We start from the raw sequence: 15555 nt of genomic DNA on the forward strand, positions 1-15555 counted from the left end.
GGCCCCTCGTCATTTTGTCCGGTTTTTTGCTATACTGAAAATTACATATTCGATTCGAAGCTGGAGGTACATAAAGATGAAACGCGTATTTTCGGGTGTCCAACCGACCGGCGACGTGACGATCGGGAATTATTTGGGCGCGATCAAACGGTTTGTTGACTTTCAGGACACAACCGAAGCTTTTTTTTCGATCGTCAATTTACACGCCTGGACGGTCCCGCAGGACCCGATGGTGCTCAAGGAGAAAACCGTCGATCTGGCAGCCCTGTATCTTGCCGTCGGGCTTGATCCGAACAAAGCGACCATTTTTGCGCAGGCCGACGTGCCGGAACACACCGAACTCGCCTGGCTGCTGCAGTGCATGGCCCATTTTGGGGAACTTGGCCGCATGACGCAATTCAAGGAAAAAGGAGAGGGAAAAGAGACGGTATCGGTCGGGCTGTACACCTATCCGGTGCTGATGGCGGCCGACATTTTGCTGTATCAGACCGATCAGGTGCCGGTTGGGGAGGACCAGAAGCAGCATTTGGAGCTGACCCGCGATCTGGCGGAACGCTTCAACAACCGCTTTGGCGAAACGTTCAAAATTCCGGAACCGCTGATTGCCGAATTCGGTGCCCGGATCATGGGGCTTGACGATCCGACGAAAAAGATGAGCAAAAGCGCTCCCAGTCCCTACAACCGCATTACCATGACCGATACGCCGGACGAGATCCGGGCGAAAATCATGAAAGCGGTGACCGACGCTGAGAACGAGATCCGGTACGATCCGGCGGCCAAGCCGGGCGTGAGCAACCTGCTGACCATTTATAGCCTGTTCTCCGGGGAACCGGTGGAACAGATCGTGGAAAAATTCCGTGGACAAGGGTACGGCACCCTGAAAAAGGCGCTGGTCGAAGTGGTCGTCGATCACCTGCGGCCGATTCAGGAGCGGCACCGCCAATTGCTTGAATCAGGAGCAGTGTTGGACATTCTGCAGAAAGGAGCCGAACGGGCCCGCGAAGAAGCGGCCAAGACGCTCAAGCTCGTCAAAGAAAAAATGGGACTTGTCCTATAAGCGGATCAGCCTAATCGTTGCGAAAAAGGGGGGCGGCATGGTGGGGAAAACACCGGAATTGGCTGTGACGGCGCGAGATCTTTCCACACTGGAGGCGGCAGTGAACGTGGGGGCGGATGCGGTTGAAATCGCGGACGGGGATTTCGGGTTTTTGGCCGCCATGTCTCACCGGTTCACGGTCGGGGAAATCCGGCAGGCTGTGTCTCTGGCCCATGCCAAAGGGGCCCGTCTGTTTGTTGCCGCGAATATTATCGCGCATAACCGGGACATCGAAAAACTCCGGGTTTATTTCAGCCAGCTTGCGGACTCGGGCGTCGACGCAGTCGTCGTGGCGGATCCCGGCGTGCTGCTGACGGCGCAGGAATCCGCGCCCGGACTAACCGTCCATGTCAACCAGGAAATGGGGATCACCAACCGGGATTCCGCCAGGTTCTGGGTGCAGGCGGGGGCGCGGCGAATTGTGCTGGCAAGGGAATTGAACTTCAGGAACATCAAAGACATCTGCGCAAACGTGCCCGGGGAAGTGGAAAGCCAGGTGCACGGCGCGATGAACATCTTCTATACGGGACGCCAAATCCTCAGCAACTATTACCGGTATCGCGGCGCTGACTTCGAGCCGGAGGAAGAAATCACGTCTTACGCGTTAAAGGAAGAAAAGCGGTCGGAGGAATACTACCCTGTCTATGAAGACGAACGGGGAACCTACGTGATGAGCAGCGCCGACCTGTGCTTGATTGAGCGCATTCCCGAGTTGATGGATGCGGGATTGGCGGCGTTCCGGATCGAGACCCGCCCGCACGGGCCCGATTATGTGCGGGAGATTGTAGCGGTGTACCGCGAGGCGGTTGACGCGTATTCGCGTGATCCGGAAAGTTACCGCTACCGGCCCGAATGGCTGGAGCGTATCAAGCGAGTTTCGGGCCGTCCGCTGACAGAAGGCTTTTACGTGCGGGAAGCGGCCAAATAGGCGAAGCGGTTGCAACGTATGGCGCGAGGGGGGACGTTGCGACGCTTTATTTTGTGTGTGCGTGGAGCAAATCGGCTAACTGTTCGAGACCGTCGAACAGCCGCTGCGAAGGCCGGCAGTAAAGCCCTTCCTCCATGACATAGATGCGGTTGCTTCGCACGGCGGGAACTTCTTCCCACCCTTGGCGGGAGCGGATTTTTCCGGTGTCGATCCTGTCCGGACGAACGCCCGGCCACACCGCGAAAATAAAATCCGGCTGGCGGCCGATGATCTCCGCTCCGGTCTGGTCGATCACACTGTCCCCTGGACGGTCGGCAAAAATGTTAATCGCGCCGGCGAGTTCGCTGACGGGAGTAAGCCACGTATCGTGGGCCGGAGAAATATAGGGGCGGGGCCACCATTCCCAGTACAGGCGTGGCGTCCAGGCGCGTGTGGCCGTTTTTTCCCGGATGCGGTCGACTCGCGCTTGCAGTGACGAAACCAGTTCGTTCGCTTTCTGTTCCGTCCCCGTGTGTCTTCCGAGCAGCCGGATGTCTGCATAGATATCGTCGATCGTTTTCGGATTCAGCACAATGTGAGGGATGCTGCGCTCTTGCAAGCGTTGCACGTTTTTCTCCATACCAGGCACGGAAAGAGAGGCGACGACCAAATCCGGTTGACAGTTTGCCAGTTTGTCGAGATCGATATTCAGGTCGGGACCCAACCGGGGAAGCCCGGCCAATTCGTGAGCCGGCCAGTCGGAGTGATCGTCGACGGCGACGACCTGATCGATGATTCCGAGCGCATACAGGAGTTCGGTGCTGCTGGGGCAAATCGATACGATTCGCAACGGGAACCCTCCCTCAAAATAGACTCAAAAATAGATTGTGGCCGACGGGGCGGTCGTGTACAATGAGAACGGGTATGGTTTCGCAAAAAAGAGGTGATTGCGCAAATATGGTCATGATCATTCTTTTGGCTTTGCTGGCGCTGATCGTGTCATTCGGCGTGGGATTTATATTGAACATGTTGACCAAATTTTGGCTGAGCAGCGGCATCGCGTTTTTGGGACTGTTCATTTACATTATGCTGAAAGTGGAGCAAAGTCTGCAACTGGTGGATTGGATCCTCTTATCCCTGGTCGCCGTGGGGGCGTTTGCCAGCGCGTTCGCGATCCGGACGCTGCGCAACCGCGGTTTCCGGATGTTTCAGTAACGAATCGGGGAAATACAAACAATCCTGGGCCGATAGGGGCAACCCAGGATTGTTTGCGTATGCAGAGGAAATTTATTTGCCGTAACGAGCTTTGCACTCTTCCAGCAGGCGGGCTGCCACGTCGACACCCTGCCAGCCCTCGATTGTCACTTTCTTATTTTCGAGGTCTTTATAAACCTGGAAGAAGTGAGCGATTTCCTTCAGGACATGAGGCGCGACATCGTCGAGCGTATGTACTTCCTTGAAACGCGGGTCTTCCGTGGGAACCGCTAGCAGTTTTTCGTCTTTGCCCTTGTCGTCCGTCATGATCAGCACGCCGATCACACGGGATTCGATCACGCAGCCGGGGAAGGTCGGGAAGCTGGTGAGCACCAGGATGTCAAGCGGGTCTCCGTCTTCCGCCAGAGTGTTTTCAATGTAACCGTATTCGGTCGGATAGTGCATCGGCGAGAAAAGTACCCGGTCCAATTTGAAACGGCCGGTTTCCTTGTCGAATTCGTATTTGTTCTGACTGCCGGTAGGAATTTCAATGAATGCGTTTACAACCAGCTTATCTGACATGTGAAAAGTTTCCCTCCTCAAGACTCCTAAAAAATTTTCCTCCCCATTATAGCAACAAAGGGTATCTTCTGACAAACATCTCTTGATCATGCAATACGGAGTTGCGGCATATAACTCTAAGAGCGCATAAAGAGCGCATATGACTTGCCACACAATAACTTTTGGGATATGACTTTGGGAAGTGGAGAGCTGTATGCCGAGTGTGGTATACTTGAATCCAAATTAAATTTGTTAATCTGGAATCATTTTCTGCAACGGGAGGTGTTATCCCGCAGCGTCCCGTGGCGCTCGGGAGTACAGATTTGACGGACGGCCCTAGTATTGACCCCTTGGGTACAATCACGAACCTGATTTTGGTTTTTCTATTGGTGTTTGCCAACGGATTTTTTGTGGCGGCCGAGTTTGCGATCGTAAAGGTCCGCTCGACGCGGATCGAGCAGCTTGTCATCGAAGGGAACAAACGGGCCCGCGTGGCGCAATCGATCATCAACAACCTGGACGCCTATCTGTCCGCCACCCAGTTGGGAATCACGCTGGCTTCCCTGGGGCTTGGTTGGGTGGGCGAAAAGACGATCGCCACCTTACTCGACGCCGTTCTCATCGGCCGCGTGGAGATCGATTCCGGTACCGTTCATCTCGTTTCTGCCGCGATGGCGTTTTCGTTCATCACGTTTCTGCACATCGTCTTGGGAGAATTGGCGCCCAAGTCTCTGGCCATCCAACGGACGGAAGGAACCGTGCTTTTTACATCATGGCCGTTGATGATGTTTTTTAAACTGATGTATCCGTTTATCCGCTTGCTGAACGGAACCGCCAACCGGTTCCTGAATCTGATCGGCATTCGGCCTGCCTCCGAGGCGGAACTGGCGCACAATGAAGAAGAGCTGCGGATGCTCGTGACGCAAAGCCACGAGAGTGGCGTGATCGACGAAACGGAGCGGGATCTGATCGATAACATTTTTGATTTTTCCAGCCGCGTTGCCCGCGAGATCATGGTGCCGCGCACCAGTATGGTGACGTTGTACACGAACCGCCCGTTCGCCGAAATCATGGCGAAAGTACAGGAAGAGAAACACACCCGGTTTCCGCTGTGCGTGGAAGACAAGGACCATATCATCGGCATCGTGCACATCAAGGATCTTTATTCGATGGCGCTTGGCGGCAAAGAGGATTTCGATCTCGCACAGATTGCACGCCGTCCGGTGACGGTGGCGGAAGCGACCCCGATTAAAGACGTTTTGCGAATGCTCCAGAAAAACCGTTCGGAGATGGCGATCGTCATCGACGAATACGGAGGAACGGCCGGCCTGCTGACGACAGAAGACATATTGGAAGAACTCGTCGGGGAGATCCAGGACGAATTTGACGAGGAACGTCCGTTTATCGAGACCAACGGTGAAATTAGCTCGATTGACGCGCGGATGCTGATTGAAGACGTAAACGAACATTTTCATACCCATATCAGCACCGACGAGGTCGATACGATCGGCGGATGGGTGTACGCCCATTTTGAACATCCTCCGAAAATCGGCTCCTTTGTCGATGTGGAAGGCTACCGGTTTGAGGTGGCGGAGATGGACAGCCTGCGCATCACCCGCCTGCACATCAGACGGCTGGAAGATGAAGAAGCGCCGACTGCGGAACCCGCGTAGTCTTTTTGGAAGCAAGAGCAGGGTTGCCGAAGTGACACCCCTCTGGGGTGTTTTTTGCTTTGTTCGCAAACAGAGGCTGACGTCTTATGCTTGTTGTGATACAATACTAAAAAAATATAGTAAATGTTTAAATTTTCGGAGGGAGATGGGGGTATGGAAAACGTGTCCAAACTTCAGAACCAGGAACTGGTGCCGCCCATGTCAAAATCTTGCAATCTCACAAATTATGACGAAATGTACAAGGTTGCGACCTGGGAAGAGGAAGAGCGGGCGTTCTCCTGGCATGAGACGGGGAAAGTGAATATTGCCCATGAAGCGATCGACCGGCACGCCGCGACTTCGCGCAAGGACAAGCCGGCGCTTTTCTTCAAGGACGACAAGCGCGAGGAATCTTATACTTTTGCCGATTTGAAAACGCTTTCCGACAAGTTTGCAAACGTCCTTCGCAAGCTCGGAATCAGCAAGGGGGACCGGGTTTTCATCTACATGCCGCGCTGCCCAGAGCTGTATGTCGCATTGCTTGGAATCGTAAAAATCGGGGCGATCGCGGGTCCGTTGTTTGAAGCGTTCATGGAAGCGGCGGTCAAAGACCGTCTCGAGGACAGCGGAGCGGTCGCCGTCGTAACGACTCCGGAATTGAACAAGCGGATTTTGCGCGGCGAACTGCCCAACCTGAAGCACGTGATTCTGGTCGGGGCGCAGGAAGTGGGACCGGGCGAAGTCTCCTACGAGCGGGAGATGGCGGAAGCGCCGGCCGATTTTCAAATCGAATGGATGGACCGGGAAGATCCCTATATCATCCACTATACGTCCGGATCCACCGGCAAGCCGAAAGGCGTCGTTCACGTTCACAACGCGATGATCCATCAACACCGCTCCGGACGCTGGGTGTACGATCTCAGAGAAGACGACATCTACTGGTGCACCGCTGACCCAGGGTGGGTAACCGGTACTTCCGCCGGCATGTTCGCTCCCTGGTTGAACGGGGTGACAGTCGTTCTGCGGGGCGGCCGCTTTAAGCCGGAAGACTGGTATGACACCATAGAACGGTTTAAGGTGACCGTCTGGTTCTCCGCGCCGACCGCTTTCCGGATGCTGATGGCCGCGGGAGACGAAGTCGTGAAGCGATACGACCTTTCTTCCCTCCGCCATATCCTGTCCGCAGGAGAACCGCTGAATCCGGAAGTGTTCCGGTGGGGATTGCAAGCCTTTGGCCAACGGATCCATGACAACTGGTGGATGACGGAGACCGGGTCGACTTTGATCAGCAACTTCCCCTGTCTTCCGATCAAACCGGGTTCGATGGGCAAACCGATTCCCGGCGTCTACGCGACGATCGTCGACGACGAGGGGAACGAACTGCCGCCCAACCGTATGGGCAATCTTGCGATTCGCGCCGGTTGGCCCGGCATGATGCGTGCAATCTGGAATAACGAGGCAAAATACAAAGAGTACTTCCAGTTGAAAGGCTGGTATGTGTCCGGAGATTCCGCTTACAAAGACGAAGACGGGTATTTCTGGTTCCAGGGCCGCGTCGATGACGTGATCAACACATCGGGCGAGCGCGTCGGTCCGTTCGAAGTCGAAAGCCGCCTGGTCGAACATCCGGCGGTGGCTGAAGCGGGCGTCATCGGCAAACCGGATCCGGTTCGCGGCGAGATCATCAAAGCGTTCATCTCTCTCCGCGCGGGATATGAACCCAGCGAGGAATTGAAACAGGAGATCGCCCAGTTTGTAAAAACAGGCCTGGCGGCCCACGCGGCTCCGCGGGAAATCGAGTTCCGCGACAAGTTGCCGAAGACCCGTTCCGGCAAGATCATGCGCCGCGTCCTGAAAGCTTGGGAGTTGGGGCTGCCGACCGGTGACCTGTCGACGATGGAAGATTGAGGATATGCGATTGATGGAAGATCGAGTTGACTGATACCTTTGGCATGAATATAATTGAGGTGTATCAACCGCATAGGGTTCTTCGTTAGGTGAGGCTTCTGCATAGATCATACGCCACTACCCGGAAACGTCGAGAGACGCCAATGGGTCAACAGGTACTGCCGGCTTAAGGTTTTACCTAATGTGGCTGAACCTTCGGGTTCTAGCTATGTATGTGCTAAAGCTTGGACGAGTGGAGAAGGCGAATCGGAGCAATCCGACAATCTTTGGAATGCGCCATGTTGGATTCGGAGCCTTCATTTCTTTGAAGGCTCTTTTTGTTTTCTGCGCACGCTATGTCTGAAACAACCTTCGGAAGGGAGGTACCGATTGTGATCAAGACCTATTTTTACAACCACGAAGATGCGAAGATGTACCATGATGTCGACTTGCTGCGGAAAGCGGAACTGCTGCAGAACGAGAACAATCTGCTGTGGATCGACCTCTACAATTGTACGGTCGACGAACTGAAGTTTGTCGGTGCGATCTTCGATTTTCACCCGCTGGCGATAGAAGACTGTTTGCACGATTCGCCCCGTTCCAAGGTGGACAATTACGACGATTACTATTTCTTTGTCTTTCACGCGTTGCGCTACGATGAAGAGAGCGAGCGGGAAATCACGACCGAGGAGCTGAATGTGTTTCTCGGGAAAAACTATATCGTGACGGTTCACCAGAATCCGCTGCATTCCATCGGCCGGATTGCCGCCCGTTCTTTGCGGGAACCGCATTTTATGAACAAGGGGCCTGATTTTTTGCTGTATTCCATCGTTGACGGGATCACCGATGAATATTTTCCGATTATGGAACGGATTTCCACGCGGATTGACGAATTGGAAGACGAGATGTACGAACATCCCGCGCAGGAGATCACCGAGGAGTTTCTTGCGCTCAAACGCACGATCGTGCTGATTCGCCGGGTGATTCAACCGAAGAAACGGATCTTCGCCAATGTCGGCGGCCGTTACTCGTTTGACGTGCAGGAGGACAATGTGCCCTATTTTATTGACCTGGTGGACCATCTGGAGCGAATTTCTGACTCTCTTGAAGTGTTTCGCGATCTGGTGTCTGGCGCCATGGAGACATACTATTCCCTGGTCACCGCCAGGACCAACGATACGATCCGCATCCTGACGATCATCACGACGATTACCGCGACACTGACATCCGTCACCGGGTATTTCGGTATGAACGTGCCGCTGCCTCTGCAGGACCACTGGGTTTCGACGATTCTGGTGACCTTCTTGCTGGCGGGCATGACATTCGGGATGCTGAAATATTTCCGGCGAAAGAAATGGATCTAGAATCCGGGAAACAGATAAAAAGTAAGAACCCCCTGAAGAGGCGGGTTCTTTCCGATGGAGGCTATTGGTTTTCGTCGATTACGAGCTTGCCCGCTTTGCCGAAGGCGTCGCTTTTCAGATCTTCAAGGAAGACGTAGACGCGGTCTGCGGGCACTTCGCAAATCTCGCTTACCACTTTTGTCACTTCCGCGACGAGTCTGCGTTTTTGTTCCAGTGTGCGTCCTTCCCGCATTTCAATGGTGATAAACGGCATGATCCGTCCCTCCCGCCATGGTAATAAGTAAATTATGGCTTGTCCAGCACCAGATGTCAACGAAAGGAAAGATCGGTATGACGGATCCGATTCCCCGGGAGTTTCTCGAGTATATGCGATGCGTGAACGAAGAGGATTATTTTGCGGCGCATGAAGTTTTGGAGGATTTGTGGCACAGCGACCGCATCGATTTTTACAAAGGGATGATCCAGGTTGCCGTCGCGCTGTTTCACCTCCGCAACGGCAACATCAAGGGGGCGAGATACCTGTTGGAAAGGGCCAAGTTCTTGTTGGCGCCGTATCGTCCGGTGTTTCGAAGAATCAGTGTCGAACAGGTCCTCTCCTATATCGAGGACTGCTTGCAAAAACTTCCCGGCGTTGACGAAATGGAACGGGAAGAAGCGGAGAAACTGGGGATTAAAGGGATCCGGCTGCAACTGCTGGACGAAAGGTGTTGCTGACGGTTGTCCTGGCGGCGGGGGGTACCGCTGTAACATTTGGTACGGCGGGAAGGGGCTGCTGCATCCGCAACATATAAGGAAAAAACAGGAATAACTATAAATTGATATTAAACTCTCATCTTGGACTTGTTATAAGAAAAACCAGGCCAAATATCTGATTTTCAATTCAGAAAAATTTTAATTAATAGTTTGTCGTTTTTGTGAAAAAAAGATTGTTTGTTTTGTTCTCTCGTGATATACTAGTTCCGCAGATGGAATTATCTGAAGAGTTTGATAGAAAGGGGGATGGGCGGCTGCAGTTTTCTTTATTTAATAATAGAAAGAAAAGACCACAAGTAGAAATGGGGGAGAAACATGCAAACAAATTTCAATTCGGGTGTAAACGCTTCCACAAGCAATGCACGCACGAAGAATGAGTGGGACAGAATTGCGGAATCTGCCGAATTTAAGCAGATGGTCAGCAAGAAAAAAGCGTTTCTGGTACCTGCGACGGTCTTTTTCATGGTTTATTACTTTGCGCTCCCTACCTTGGCAGGTTATTTCAAGCCGTTAATGGCGGCGAAGGTCACTGACTCCATGAACTTCGGATATTTGTTCGCATTGTCCGAATTTGTGATGGCTTGGGGATTGGCTCATCTTTATATGAAAAAGGCGAACGAGTTTGATGCGACAGCCTCCGAAATGCGGAAATTTATTAAGGGAGGGAGCCAGTAATGTCTGCTGCAAAATTCGGTGTATTTAACCCGTTGGCATTTACGCTTTTCCTTGGCATCGTCGCGATTACGTTGATCATTACCTACTGGGCGGCAAAACGCACCCACACCACCAGCGAATTTTATGCGGCGGGCAGTTCCATCAAAGGTTGGCAAAACGGGGTTGCGATTGCAGGCGACTATATGAGCGCCGCCTCCTTCCTCGGAATTGCCGGATTGATTGCGTTGTCCGGCTATGACGGATTCATGTACTCGGTGGGCTGGCTGGTTGCTTATTTGACGGTTCTTTTGCTGGTGGCGGAACCGCTGCGGAATACCGGAAAATATACGATGGCTGACGTGTTGGCGTCCCGTCTGAACGAGAAGCCTGTACGCTCCGTTGCCGCTTTATCGACAATCGTTATTTCCACTTTCTACATGATCGCCCAAATGGTCGGTGCGGGCGGCCTGATTAAGCTGCTGCTCGGCATCGATTACAACTATGCGATCATCGGTGTCGGCATACTCATGATCCTGTATGTGGTGTTTGGCGGCATGCTGGCGACCACCTGGGTGCAGATCACCAAAGCGGTTTTGCTGATGGGCGGTACGATTGTGCTGTCGATCATGGTTCTTGCCAAGTTCAACTTCAATGTCGGCGACATGTTCGACAAGGCGGCTTCCATGTACGGCCAGAAGTTCCTGGAGCCCGGCCTCAAGTTTACCAATCCGCTTGACCAGATTTCGCTCGGCCTTGCGCTGGTCCTCGGGACGGCCGGCCTGCCGCATATCCTGATCCGTTTCTATACGGTGCCGAATGCGGTGGAAGCGCGGAAGTCCGTGGTGTGGGCGATGTGGATCATCGGCTTGTTCTACGTGATGACGACATTCCTCGGATTTGGCGCGGCAACCCTCGTAGGGAAAGACGCGATTGTCAAAGTTGACAAGGCGGGCAACATGGCGGCTCCGATGCTGGCGCAGGCTTTGGGCGGCGACTTCATGTTTGCCTTCATTGCGGCGGTTGCCTTCGCAACAATTCTCGCCGTGGTTGCCGGGTTGACGATTGCGGCCTCTTCCGCCTTTGCCCATGACTTCTATACGAACGTGGTCCGCGGCGGCAAGGCAACCGAGCAGGAACAAATTAAAGTGGCCCGGATCACCTCGTTTGCGGTTGGTATATTGGCAATCATCATCGGTATCGCTTCCAAAGGGATGAACGTCGCGTACATGGTGGCGCTTGCATTCGCGGTGGCCTCCAGCGCAAACCTGCCGGTGATCGTGCTGACCGTCTTCTGGAAACGGTTCACCACAGCCGGAGCGGTTGCCGGGATGCTGGTCGGTCTTGCTTCCGCCTTGCTGTTCACCTTTATCGGCCAGGGCGTGATGGGCAAGGAAGCGATCTTCCCGCTCCAAAACCCGGGAATTGTCTCCATCCCGCTCGGATTCCTGGCTGCTATCGTCACTTCGCTTGTGACCAAAGACCAGAAAGCGGAAGAAAAATTCAGCGAGATTTATGTCCGTGCGAATACCGGGTACGGCTTGGACAAATAAGTAAGGTATATTGCAAGCGACAGAGCCGCTGGCACCTGCGGGAGCCAGCGGTTTTTATATTTCCATCCGATATGCACTTCTTGTGTTTTGCCGTCGTGTTTTCGGCGTGATATATTTCTGCTAAAATCCGGTATGGGGAAACATGACCTATGGATATCCGGGACGATTGGGGATGAAGTATGGTGAAGCGCATTCTTTTCATTCTGTTGCTCATTTTTTTGCCGTTAACGGTGATCGGCAATTTTTTGCATTTCGATGAAGTGCTGTTGTTTGCGTTGGCCGCCGTCACGATCATACCGCTGGCGGGCATCATGGGCAGGGCGACGGAAAGCATCGCGGTACATAGCGGTCCGCGCATCGGCGGGCTTTTGAACGCGACCTTCGGCAACGCGGTGGAGTTAATCATCGCTTTTCTTGCGCTGCGGCAAGGATTGACGCAAGTGGTGCAGGCGTCAATCACCGGCTCGATCATCGGGAACCTGCTGCTGGTGGCGGGACTCAGTTTCCTCGTCGGCGGCATTAAGTATCCGATCCAGAAATTCAACTCTTCCGTTGCCCGCACCAACTCCGCGATGATGATGCTGGGGGTGGTCATTGCGCTGATCATTCCGGCGATTTTTACCATGCAGAACGAACATATTGCAGACAACCTAAGCATCGGCGTGGCAGCCGTTTCTTTGGCGCTGTATCTGCTGGGGCTGTATTTTGCGTTGTTCACGCATAAACATGTGTTTCATTACACCGAGGACATGGAGGAAGAAGAAGCCGAATGGTCGCTTGGGAAAGCGACCGCCATCCTCGCTTTGGCGACCTTGGCGGTCGCTTACGTGTCGGAGACGCTGGTGCACACCATTGAGACGGTTTCCCATGCCCTGGGATGGTCTGAAGTGTTTATCGGAGTGATTATCGTCGCGATTATTGGGAACGCGGCGGAACACAGTTCGGCGATTCTCATGGCCTGGAAAAACCGGATGGATCTGTCGATGGAAATCGCGGTCGGAAGTTCGCTCCAAATCGCGATGTTTGTCACGCCGGTGCTGGTGTTTGCGGGATGGCTGATCGGAAAGCCGCTGCCGCTGGTGTTTACGTGGCCGGAGATTGCGGCGATGACATTGGCCGTTTTTATGACGGCGTTCCTTGCCAATGACGGGGAATCGAATTGGCTGGAAGGAGCGATGGCTTTGGGAGCCTACGTGATTTTTGGGATAGGATTTTATTTCCTGTAAGCCGGATTACAATGAAAAACGAAAAGATTGACAGGGTTATGGGTTAAATGTAGAGTTAATATAAAATTAGAATATATAAAATAAGAGAGCTAGGTTACGGGTAATATAAACCAGCCCAAAAGGGAGGAAAGCAAGGATGAAGAAAGCGATTGTGTATTCAAGCACCGGTTGCCCTTACTGCGAGAAAATCAAAAAAGATCTTGCGAATTGGGGGATCGCATACGAAGAGCGAAACGTTACGGAAAATCCCGGCTATTTTAATGATTTGCATGAAAAGGGGATCTTCTCGACGCCTGTGACCTTTATTGACGGAGAAGCGTTTATCGGATACCGGCCGAACAAGATGAAGGATTATCTCGGCATTCGGGAAGAAACGGCCGACAAGGCAAACGAGCCGGAGCGGGACGCTTCCGAAATTTTCTCCGCCCCTTCCGGTGAGATTTTTAAAGAAGTGTACGATCTGGCGATTATCGGCGCCGGGCCGGCGGGTGCGTCGGCGGCGGTGTACGCGGCGCGGGGCCGCATGAAAACGATCGTGCTCGACAAAGCGCCGGGGGCGGGCGCACTTGCCATCACCCACAAAATCGCCAATTATCCGGGGGTCAACGAGGAATTGACAGGGCTTGCGCTGGTCGACCGGATTCGTCGGCAAGCGAAAGGGTTTGGCGCGACTTTTGTGCGGACGTCCGTTCTTTCCGCCGATCTGAAGGGTGACATGAAAGAACTGAAAACGCCGGAAGGGGTCGTGCAAGCGAAAACGGTCTTTATCGCGGTGGGAGCGCGCGGCAACAACAAGAAACTGAAAGGCGAAGAAGAGTTTACCGGCCGCGGCGTCAGTTACTGTTCGACTTGCGACGGGGCGTTTTTCCGGGACCGGATCGTCGGGGTTTCCGGCGATAACGAGGAGGCGCTGACGGAAGCGATCGCCCTTGCCAAATTTGCGAAACACGTGTATTTCTTCATTCCGGCAAAGAAACTGCAAGGTGAAGCGGACATCAGGGCGGCGGAATCTTGCAACAACATCGAAGTGCTCTGGCAGCACCGCGTGCGTGAAGTGGTGGGAACCGACAAGTTCGAAGGGGTTCTGGTGCAAAAGCCGGACGGCGAACAAGTAACTTATGAGTTGGACGGCGTGTTCTTTTACATGGCGGGGAACAAGCCGAACACCGAGTTCCTCGGCGACGAGATCAAGCGGGACACCGACGGCTATATTGAAGTGAACGAGTTCTTGCAGACGAATATCGAGGGAGTGTTTGCGGGCGGCGACGCGCGGCGGACACCGGTAAAACAGGCGGTTGTAGCGGCTGCGGACGGTGCGATTGCCGCGATGGGAGCGGATGCTTACGTCAACAGACGCGGCAAGTTGATCCCGCAGTACAGCTAATCTCGATCCAGTTTTCAGCCGAGTGATCTCGGCTTTTTTTGTCTCCTTCGTTTTATGGTGGCAAATTGACAGCAAAAAATGACAGAAAGTTCAAAAAAATTAGTGGAAATTGGCAGTGTCAGACGGCTGAAAGATGTTGGTATAATTTTATTGTGAAAACGCTATCAATATTGAATTTATTGAATTTTTGATTTGGAGGTGTTGTCCATGAGTCAGGTAAAAGCCCTGACGCCGGTTCGCGAAAGACCGTGGGATTGGGTTACCAAAAACGAATATGAAGAGGTAACCGTACGCATGCAGCCGTATATTCACGGCCATTACCGCCACAAGTTCGACACGCGGGACTATGACATTTACGATCCCCGCTACACGCGGGTACGCAGTTCGGATTGGGATGCGTTCCGCGACCCAAAGAAATTGTGGTATTCGACCTACACCGTCAACCGGAAGAAAATGTCGGACGAGGTCAATACGATTTTTGAAAGGGCCAGGCAACTGCGGTTGTTTGAACGGATGAACCCGGACTGGAAACGGTTTGCGGCAGAGTTTTACGTTCCTCTGCGTCACTTCGAGTACAGCGGCGCGGTTCAATTGCAGCATGTGGTCCGCTATGCGATGGGATGTCCGATTGAGCAGGCGGCGACTTTTAACGCGTTCGACAAACAGGGACGAGCGCAATGGCTGTCGATTTGGGCCCTTGAAATGACGGAGTATGAAGACACGGTGCTGCTTGAGGCGGGTAAGGAATTGTGGTGTGAGGACCCGGCGTACCGAAAGCTGCGGGAATATATGGAACAGGTTCTGGTTACCGATGATTGGGCGGAAGTGTTGTTGGCAGTTAATTTGGCGATTGATCCGTTGCTTGCAAGAATTGCGTACCGGCTGCTGACCGAGGTTGGAGTCCAACATGGGGACACTGTTCTGCCGGGGTTAGGGATCGTTTGTGACGAACAGGTGAAGTGGCAGGAACAGTGGAGCCGGAATCTGTTTGAAATGCTGGCGGAAGACCCTGCACGCAGCCGATGGGAATATCTGAAAGCGTTAGGCTATGAGGGCTGGCGGGACTACCGGTGGGGGAAGGTGCTCAACGACCCGCGGCTGACGCCGGAAGAATCCTTGAGCAATCTGGAAATCATTGCGGAATGGGCGAACAAATGGATCCCCGCCGCAACCGAAGCGGTGCTGCCGCTGCAGGAAGTGTTTAACCGCAACGGGATCGGGTTCTCCGTTGAGCAAGCGGTCAACCGGGTAACCAAACAGGATCTCGCTCCCTATTTCGAAAAAATCGGCGTGTCTTTACCGGCATGCATTGTGGGGTGAAGCAGGG

Annotated in this window: 15 protein-coding genes and 1 riboswitch; of the genes, 12 read left to right on the forward strand and 3 right to left on the reverse strand. The window is 53.4% G+C overall.

The genetic code is table 11. The features are described from left to right. Window positions 1-76: 76 nt before the first annotated feature. Both trpS and AC4ED1_RS05145 read left to right on the forward strand, forming a co-directional pair. Window positions 77-1057 (forward strand): tryptophan--tRNA ligase, encoded by a 981-nt coding sequence (gene trpS, locus AC4ED1_RS05140; protein ID WP_490936355.1) that lies wholly within the window; start codon window positions 77-79, stop codon window positions 1055-1057. Window positions 1058-1097: 40 nt separating this feature from the next. After that, window positions 1098-2024, forward strand: a complete 927-nt coding sequence (locus AC4ED1_RS05145) for a peptidase U32 family protein (protein ID WP_490936357.1) — start codon at window positions 1098-1100, stop codon at window positions 2022-2024. A 46-nt stretch (window positions 2025-2070) separates the two neighbouring features. Here AC4ED1_RS05145 and AC4ED1_RS05150 read toward each other — a convergent pair whose 3' ends face one another. After that, window positions 2071-2853, reverse strand: coding sequence for an ABC transporter substrate-binding protein (locus tag AC4ED1_RS05150; RefSeq protein WP_490936359.1), 783 nt, complete (start codon window positions 2851-2853; stop codon window positions 2071-2073). A gap of 107 nt (window positions 2854-2960) precedes the next feature. Here AC4ED1_RS05150 and AC4ED1_RS05155 point away from each other — a divergent pair, with 107 nt between their 5' ends. Further along, window positions 2961-3218 carry a hypothetical protein gene (locus tag AC4ED1_RS05155; RefSeq protein ID WP_490936361.1) on the forward strand — a complete coding sequence of 86 codons (258 nt, stop codon included), beginning with the start codon at window positions 2961-2963 and terminating at the stop codon, window positions 3216-3218. A gap of 72 nt (window positions 3219-3290) precedes the next feature. On the opposite strand, the gene AC4ED1_RS05160 is transcribed toward AC4ED1_RS05155, so the two are convergent. After that, window positions 3291-3779: an inorganic diphosphatase gene (locus AC4ED1_RS05160; protein ID WP_490936363.1), complete on the reverse strand. Its 489-nt coding sequence runs from the start codon at window positions 3777-3779 to the stop codon at window positions 3291-3293. A 302-nt stretch (window positions 3780-4081) separates the two neighbouring features. On the opposite strand from AC4ED1_RS05160, the gene AC4ED1_RS05165 reads away from it, so the two are divergent. The 3 genes from AC4ED1_RS05165 to corA all read left to right on the forward strand — a co-directional run bounded on the left by AC4ED1_RS05165 (window position 4082) and on the right by corA (window position 8661). Beyond that, entirely contained in the window at window positions 4082-5431 is a 1350-nt protein-coding gene (locus tag AC4ED1_RS05165; protein ID WP_490936365.1) for a hemolysin family protein, read from the forward strand. Between the two features lie 153 nt (window positions 5432-5584). Continuing rightward, window positions 5585-7318 carry an acetate--CoA ligase gene (gene acsA / locus AC4ED1_RS05170; RefSeq protein WP_490936367.1) on the forward strand — a complete coding sequence of 578 codons (1734 nt, stop codon included), beginning with the start codon at window positions 5585-5587 and terminating at the stop codon, window positions 7316-7318. Between the two features lie 74 nt (window positions 7319-7392). Beyond that, a riboswitch (M-box (ykoK) riboswitch) is annotated at window positions 7393-7562 on the forward strand. Window positions 7563-7689: 127 nt separating this feature from the next. Further along, window positions 7690-8661, forward strand: a complete 972-nt coding sequence (gene corA, locus AC4ED1_RS05175; RefSeq protein WP_490936369.1) for a magnesium/cobalt transporter CorA — start codon at window positions 7690-7692, stop codon at window positions 8659-8661. A 61-nt stretch (window positions 8662-8722) separates the two neighbouring features. Here corA and thmT read toward each other — a convergent pair whose 3' ends face one another. Next, window positions 8723-8914 (reverse strand): 2-hydroxymuconate tautomerase, encoded by a 192-nt coding sequence (thmT, locus tag AC4ED1_RS05180; RefSeq protein ID WP_490936371.1) that lies wholly within the window; start codon window positions 8912-8914, stop codon window positions 8723-8725. A 77-nt stretch (window positions 8915-8991) separates the two neighbouring features. Between thmT and AC4ED1_RS05185 the strand changes: the two genes are divergently transcribed. The 6 genes from AC4ED1_RS05185 (at window position 8992) to AC4ED1_RS05210 (ending at window position 15548) form a co-directional block, all read left to right on the forward strand. Continuing rightward, window positions 8992-9375: a DUF309 domain-containing protein gene (locus AC4ED1_RS05185; protein ID WP_490936373.1), complete on the forward strand. Its 384-nt coding sequence runs from the start codon at window positions 8992-8994 to the stop codon at window positions 9373-9375. A 354-nt stretch (window positions 9376-9729) separates the two neighbouring features. Next, complete coding sequence (locus AC4ED1_RS05190) at window positions 9730-10089, forward strand: DUF485 domain-containing protein (protein WP_490936375.1); 360 nt, start codon at window positions 9730-9732, stop codon at window positions 10087-10089. Then, a complete protein-coding gene (locus AC4ED1_RS05195; RefSeq protein WP_490936377.1) occupies window positions 10089-11618 on the forward strand; it encodes a solute symporter family protein in 1530 nt (509 codons plus the stop codon). The genes AC4ED1_RS05190 and AC4ED1_RS05195 overlap by 1 nt, the downstream gene beginning before the upstream one ends. 179 nt (window positions 11619-11797) lie before the next feature. Beyond that, complete coding sequence (gene cax, locus AC4ED1_RS05200; RefSeq protein WP_490936379.1) at window positions 11798-12844, forward strand: calcium/proton exchanger; 1047 nt, start codon at window positions 11798-11800, stop codon at window positions 12842-12844. A gap of 136 nt (window positions 12845-12980) precedes the next feature. Beyond that, window positions 12981-14228 carry an FAD-dependent oxidoreductase gene (locus AC4ED1_RS05205; protein WP_490936381.1) on the forward strand — a complete coding sequence of 416 codons (1248 nt, stop codon included), beginning with the start codon at window positions 12981-12983 and terminating at the stop codon, window positions 14226-14228. Between the two features lie 207 nt (window positions 14229-14435). Then, entirely contained in the window at window positions 14436-15548 is a 1113-nt protein-coding gene (locus AC4ED1_RS05210) for a ferritin family protein (protein ID WP_490936383.1), read from the forward strand. Window positions 15549-15555: the final 7 nt, after the last annotated feature.

This window comes from Effusibacillus sp. SKA8 (genome assembly GCF_058273125.1).

What these genes read in the sequence shown, in the direction of transcription:
- trpS (WP_490936355.1), top strand. Translation starts at nt 77, where the DNA reads ATGAAACGCGTATTTTCGGGTGTCCAACCGACCGGCGACGTGACGATC.
- AC4ED1_RS05155 (WP_490936361.1), top strand. Translation starts at nt 2,961, where the DNA reads ATGGTCATGATCATTCTTTTGGCTTTGCTGGCGCTGATCGTGTCATTC.
- AC4ED1_RS05160 (WP_490936363.1), bottom strand. Translation starts at nt 3,779, where the DNA reads ATGTCAGATAAGCTGGTTGTAAACGCATTCATTGAAATTCCTACCGGC.
- acsA (WP_490936367.1), top strand. Translation starts at nt 5,585, where the DNA reads ATGGAAAACGTGTCCAAACTTCAGAACCAGGAACTGGTGCCGCCCATG.
- thmT (WP_490936371.1), bottom strand. Translation starts at nt 8,914, where the DNA reads ATGCCGTTTATCACCATTGAAATGCGGGAAGGACGCACACTGGAACAA.
- AC4ED1_RS05185 (WP_490936373.1), top strand. Translation starts at nt 8,992, where the DNA reads ATGACGGATCCGATTCCCCGGGAGTTTCTCGAGTATATGCGATGCGTG.
- AC4ED1_RS05190 (WP_490936375.1), top strand. Translation starts at nt 9,730, where the DNA reads ATGCAAACAAATTTCAATTCGGGTGTAAACGCTTCCACAAGCAATGCA.
- AC4ED1_RS05195 (WP_490936377.1), top strand. Translation starts at nt 10,089, where the DNA reads ATGTCTGCTGCAAAATTCGGTGTATTTAACCCGTTGGCATTTACGCTT.
- cax (WP_490936379.1), top strand. Translation starts at nt 11,798, where the DNA reads ATGGTGAAGCGCATTCTTTTCATTCTGTTGCTCATTTTTTTGCCGTTA.
- AC4ED1_RS05205 (WP_490936381.1), top strand. Translation starts at nt 12,981, where the DNA reads ATGAAGAAAGCGATTGTGTATTCAAGCACCGGTTGCCCTTACTGCGAG.
- AC4ED1_RS05210 (WP_490936383.1), top strand. Translation starts at nt 14,436, where the DNA reads ATGAGTCAGGTAAAAGCCCTGACGCCGGTTCGCGAAAGACCGTGGGAT.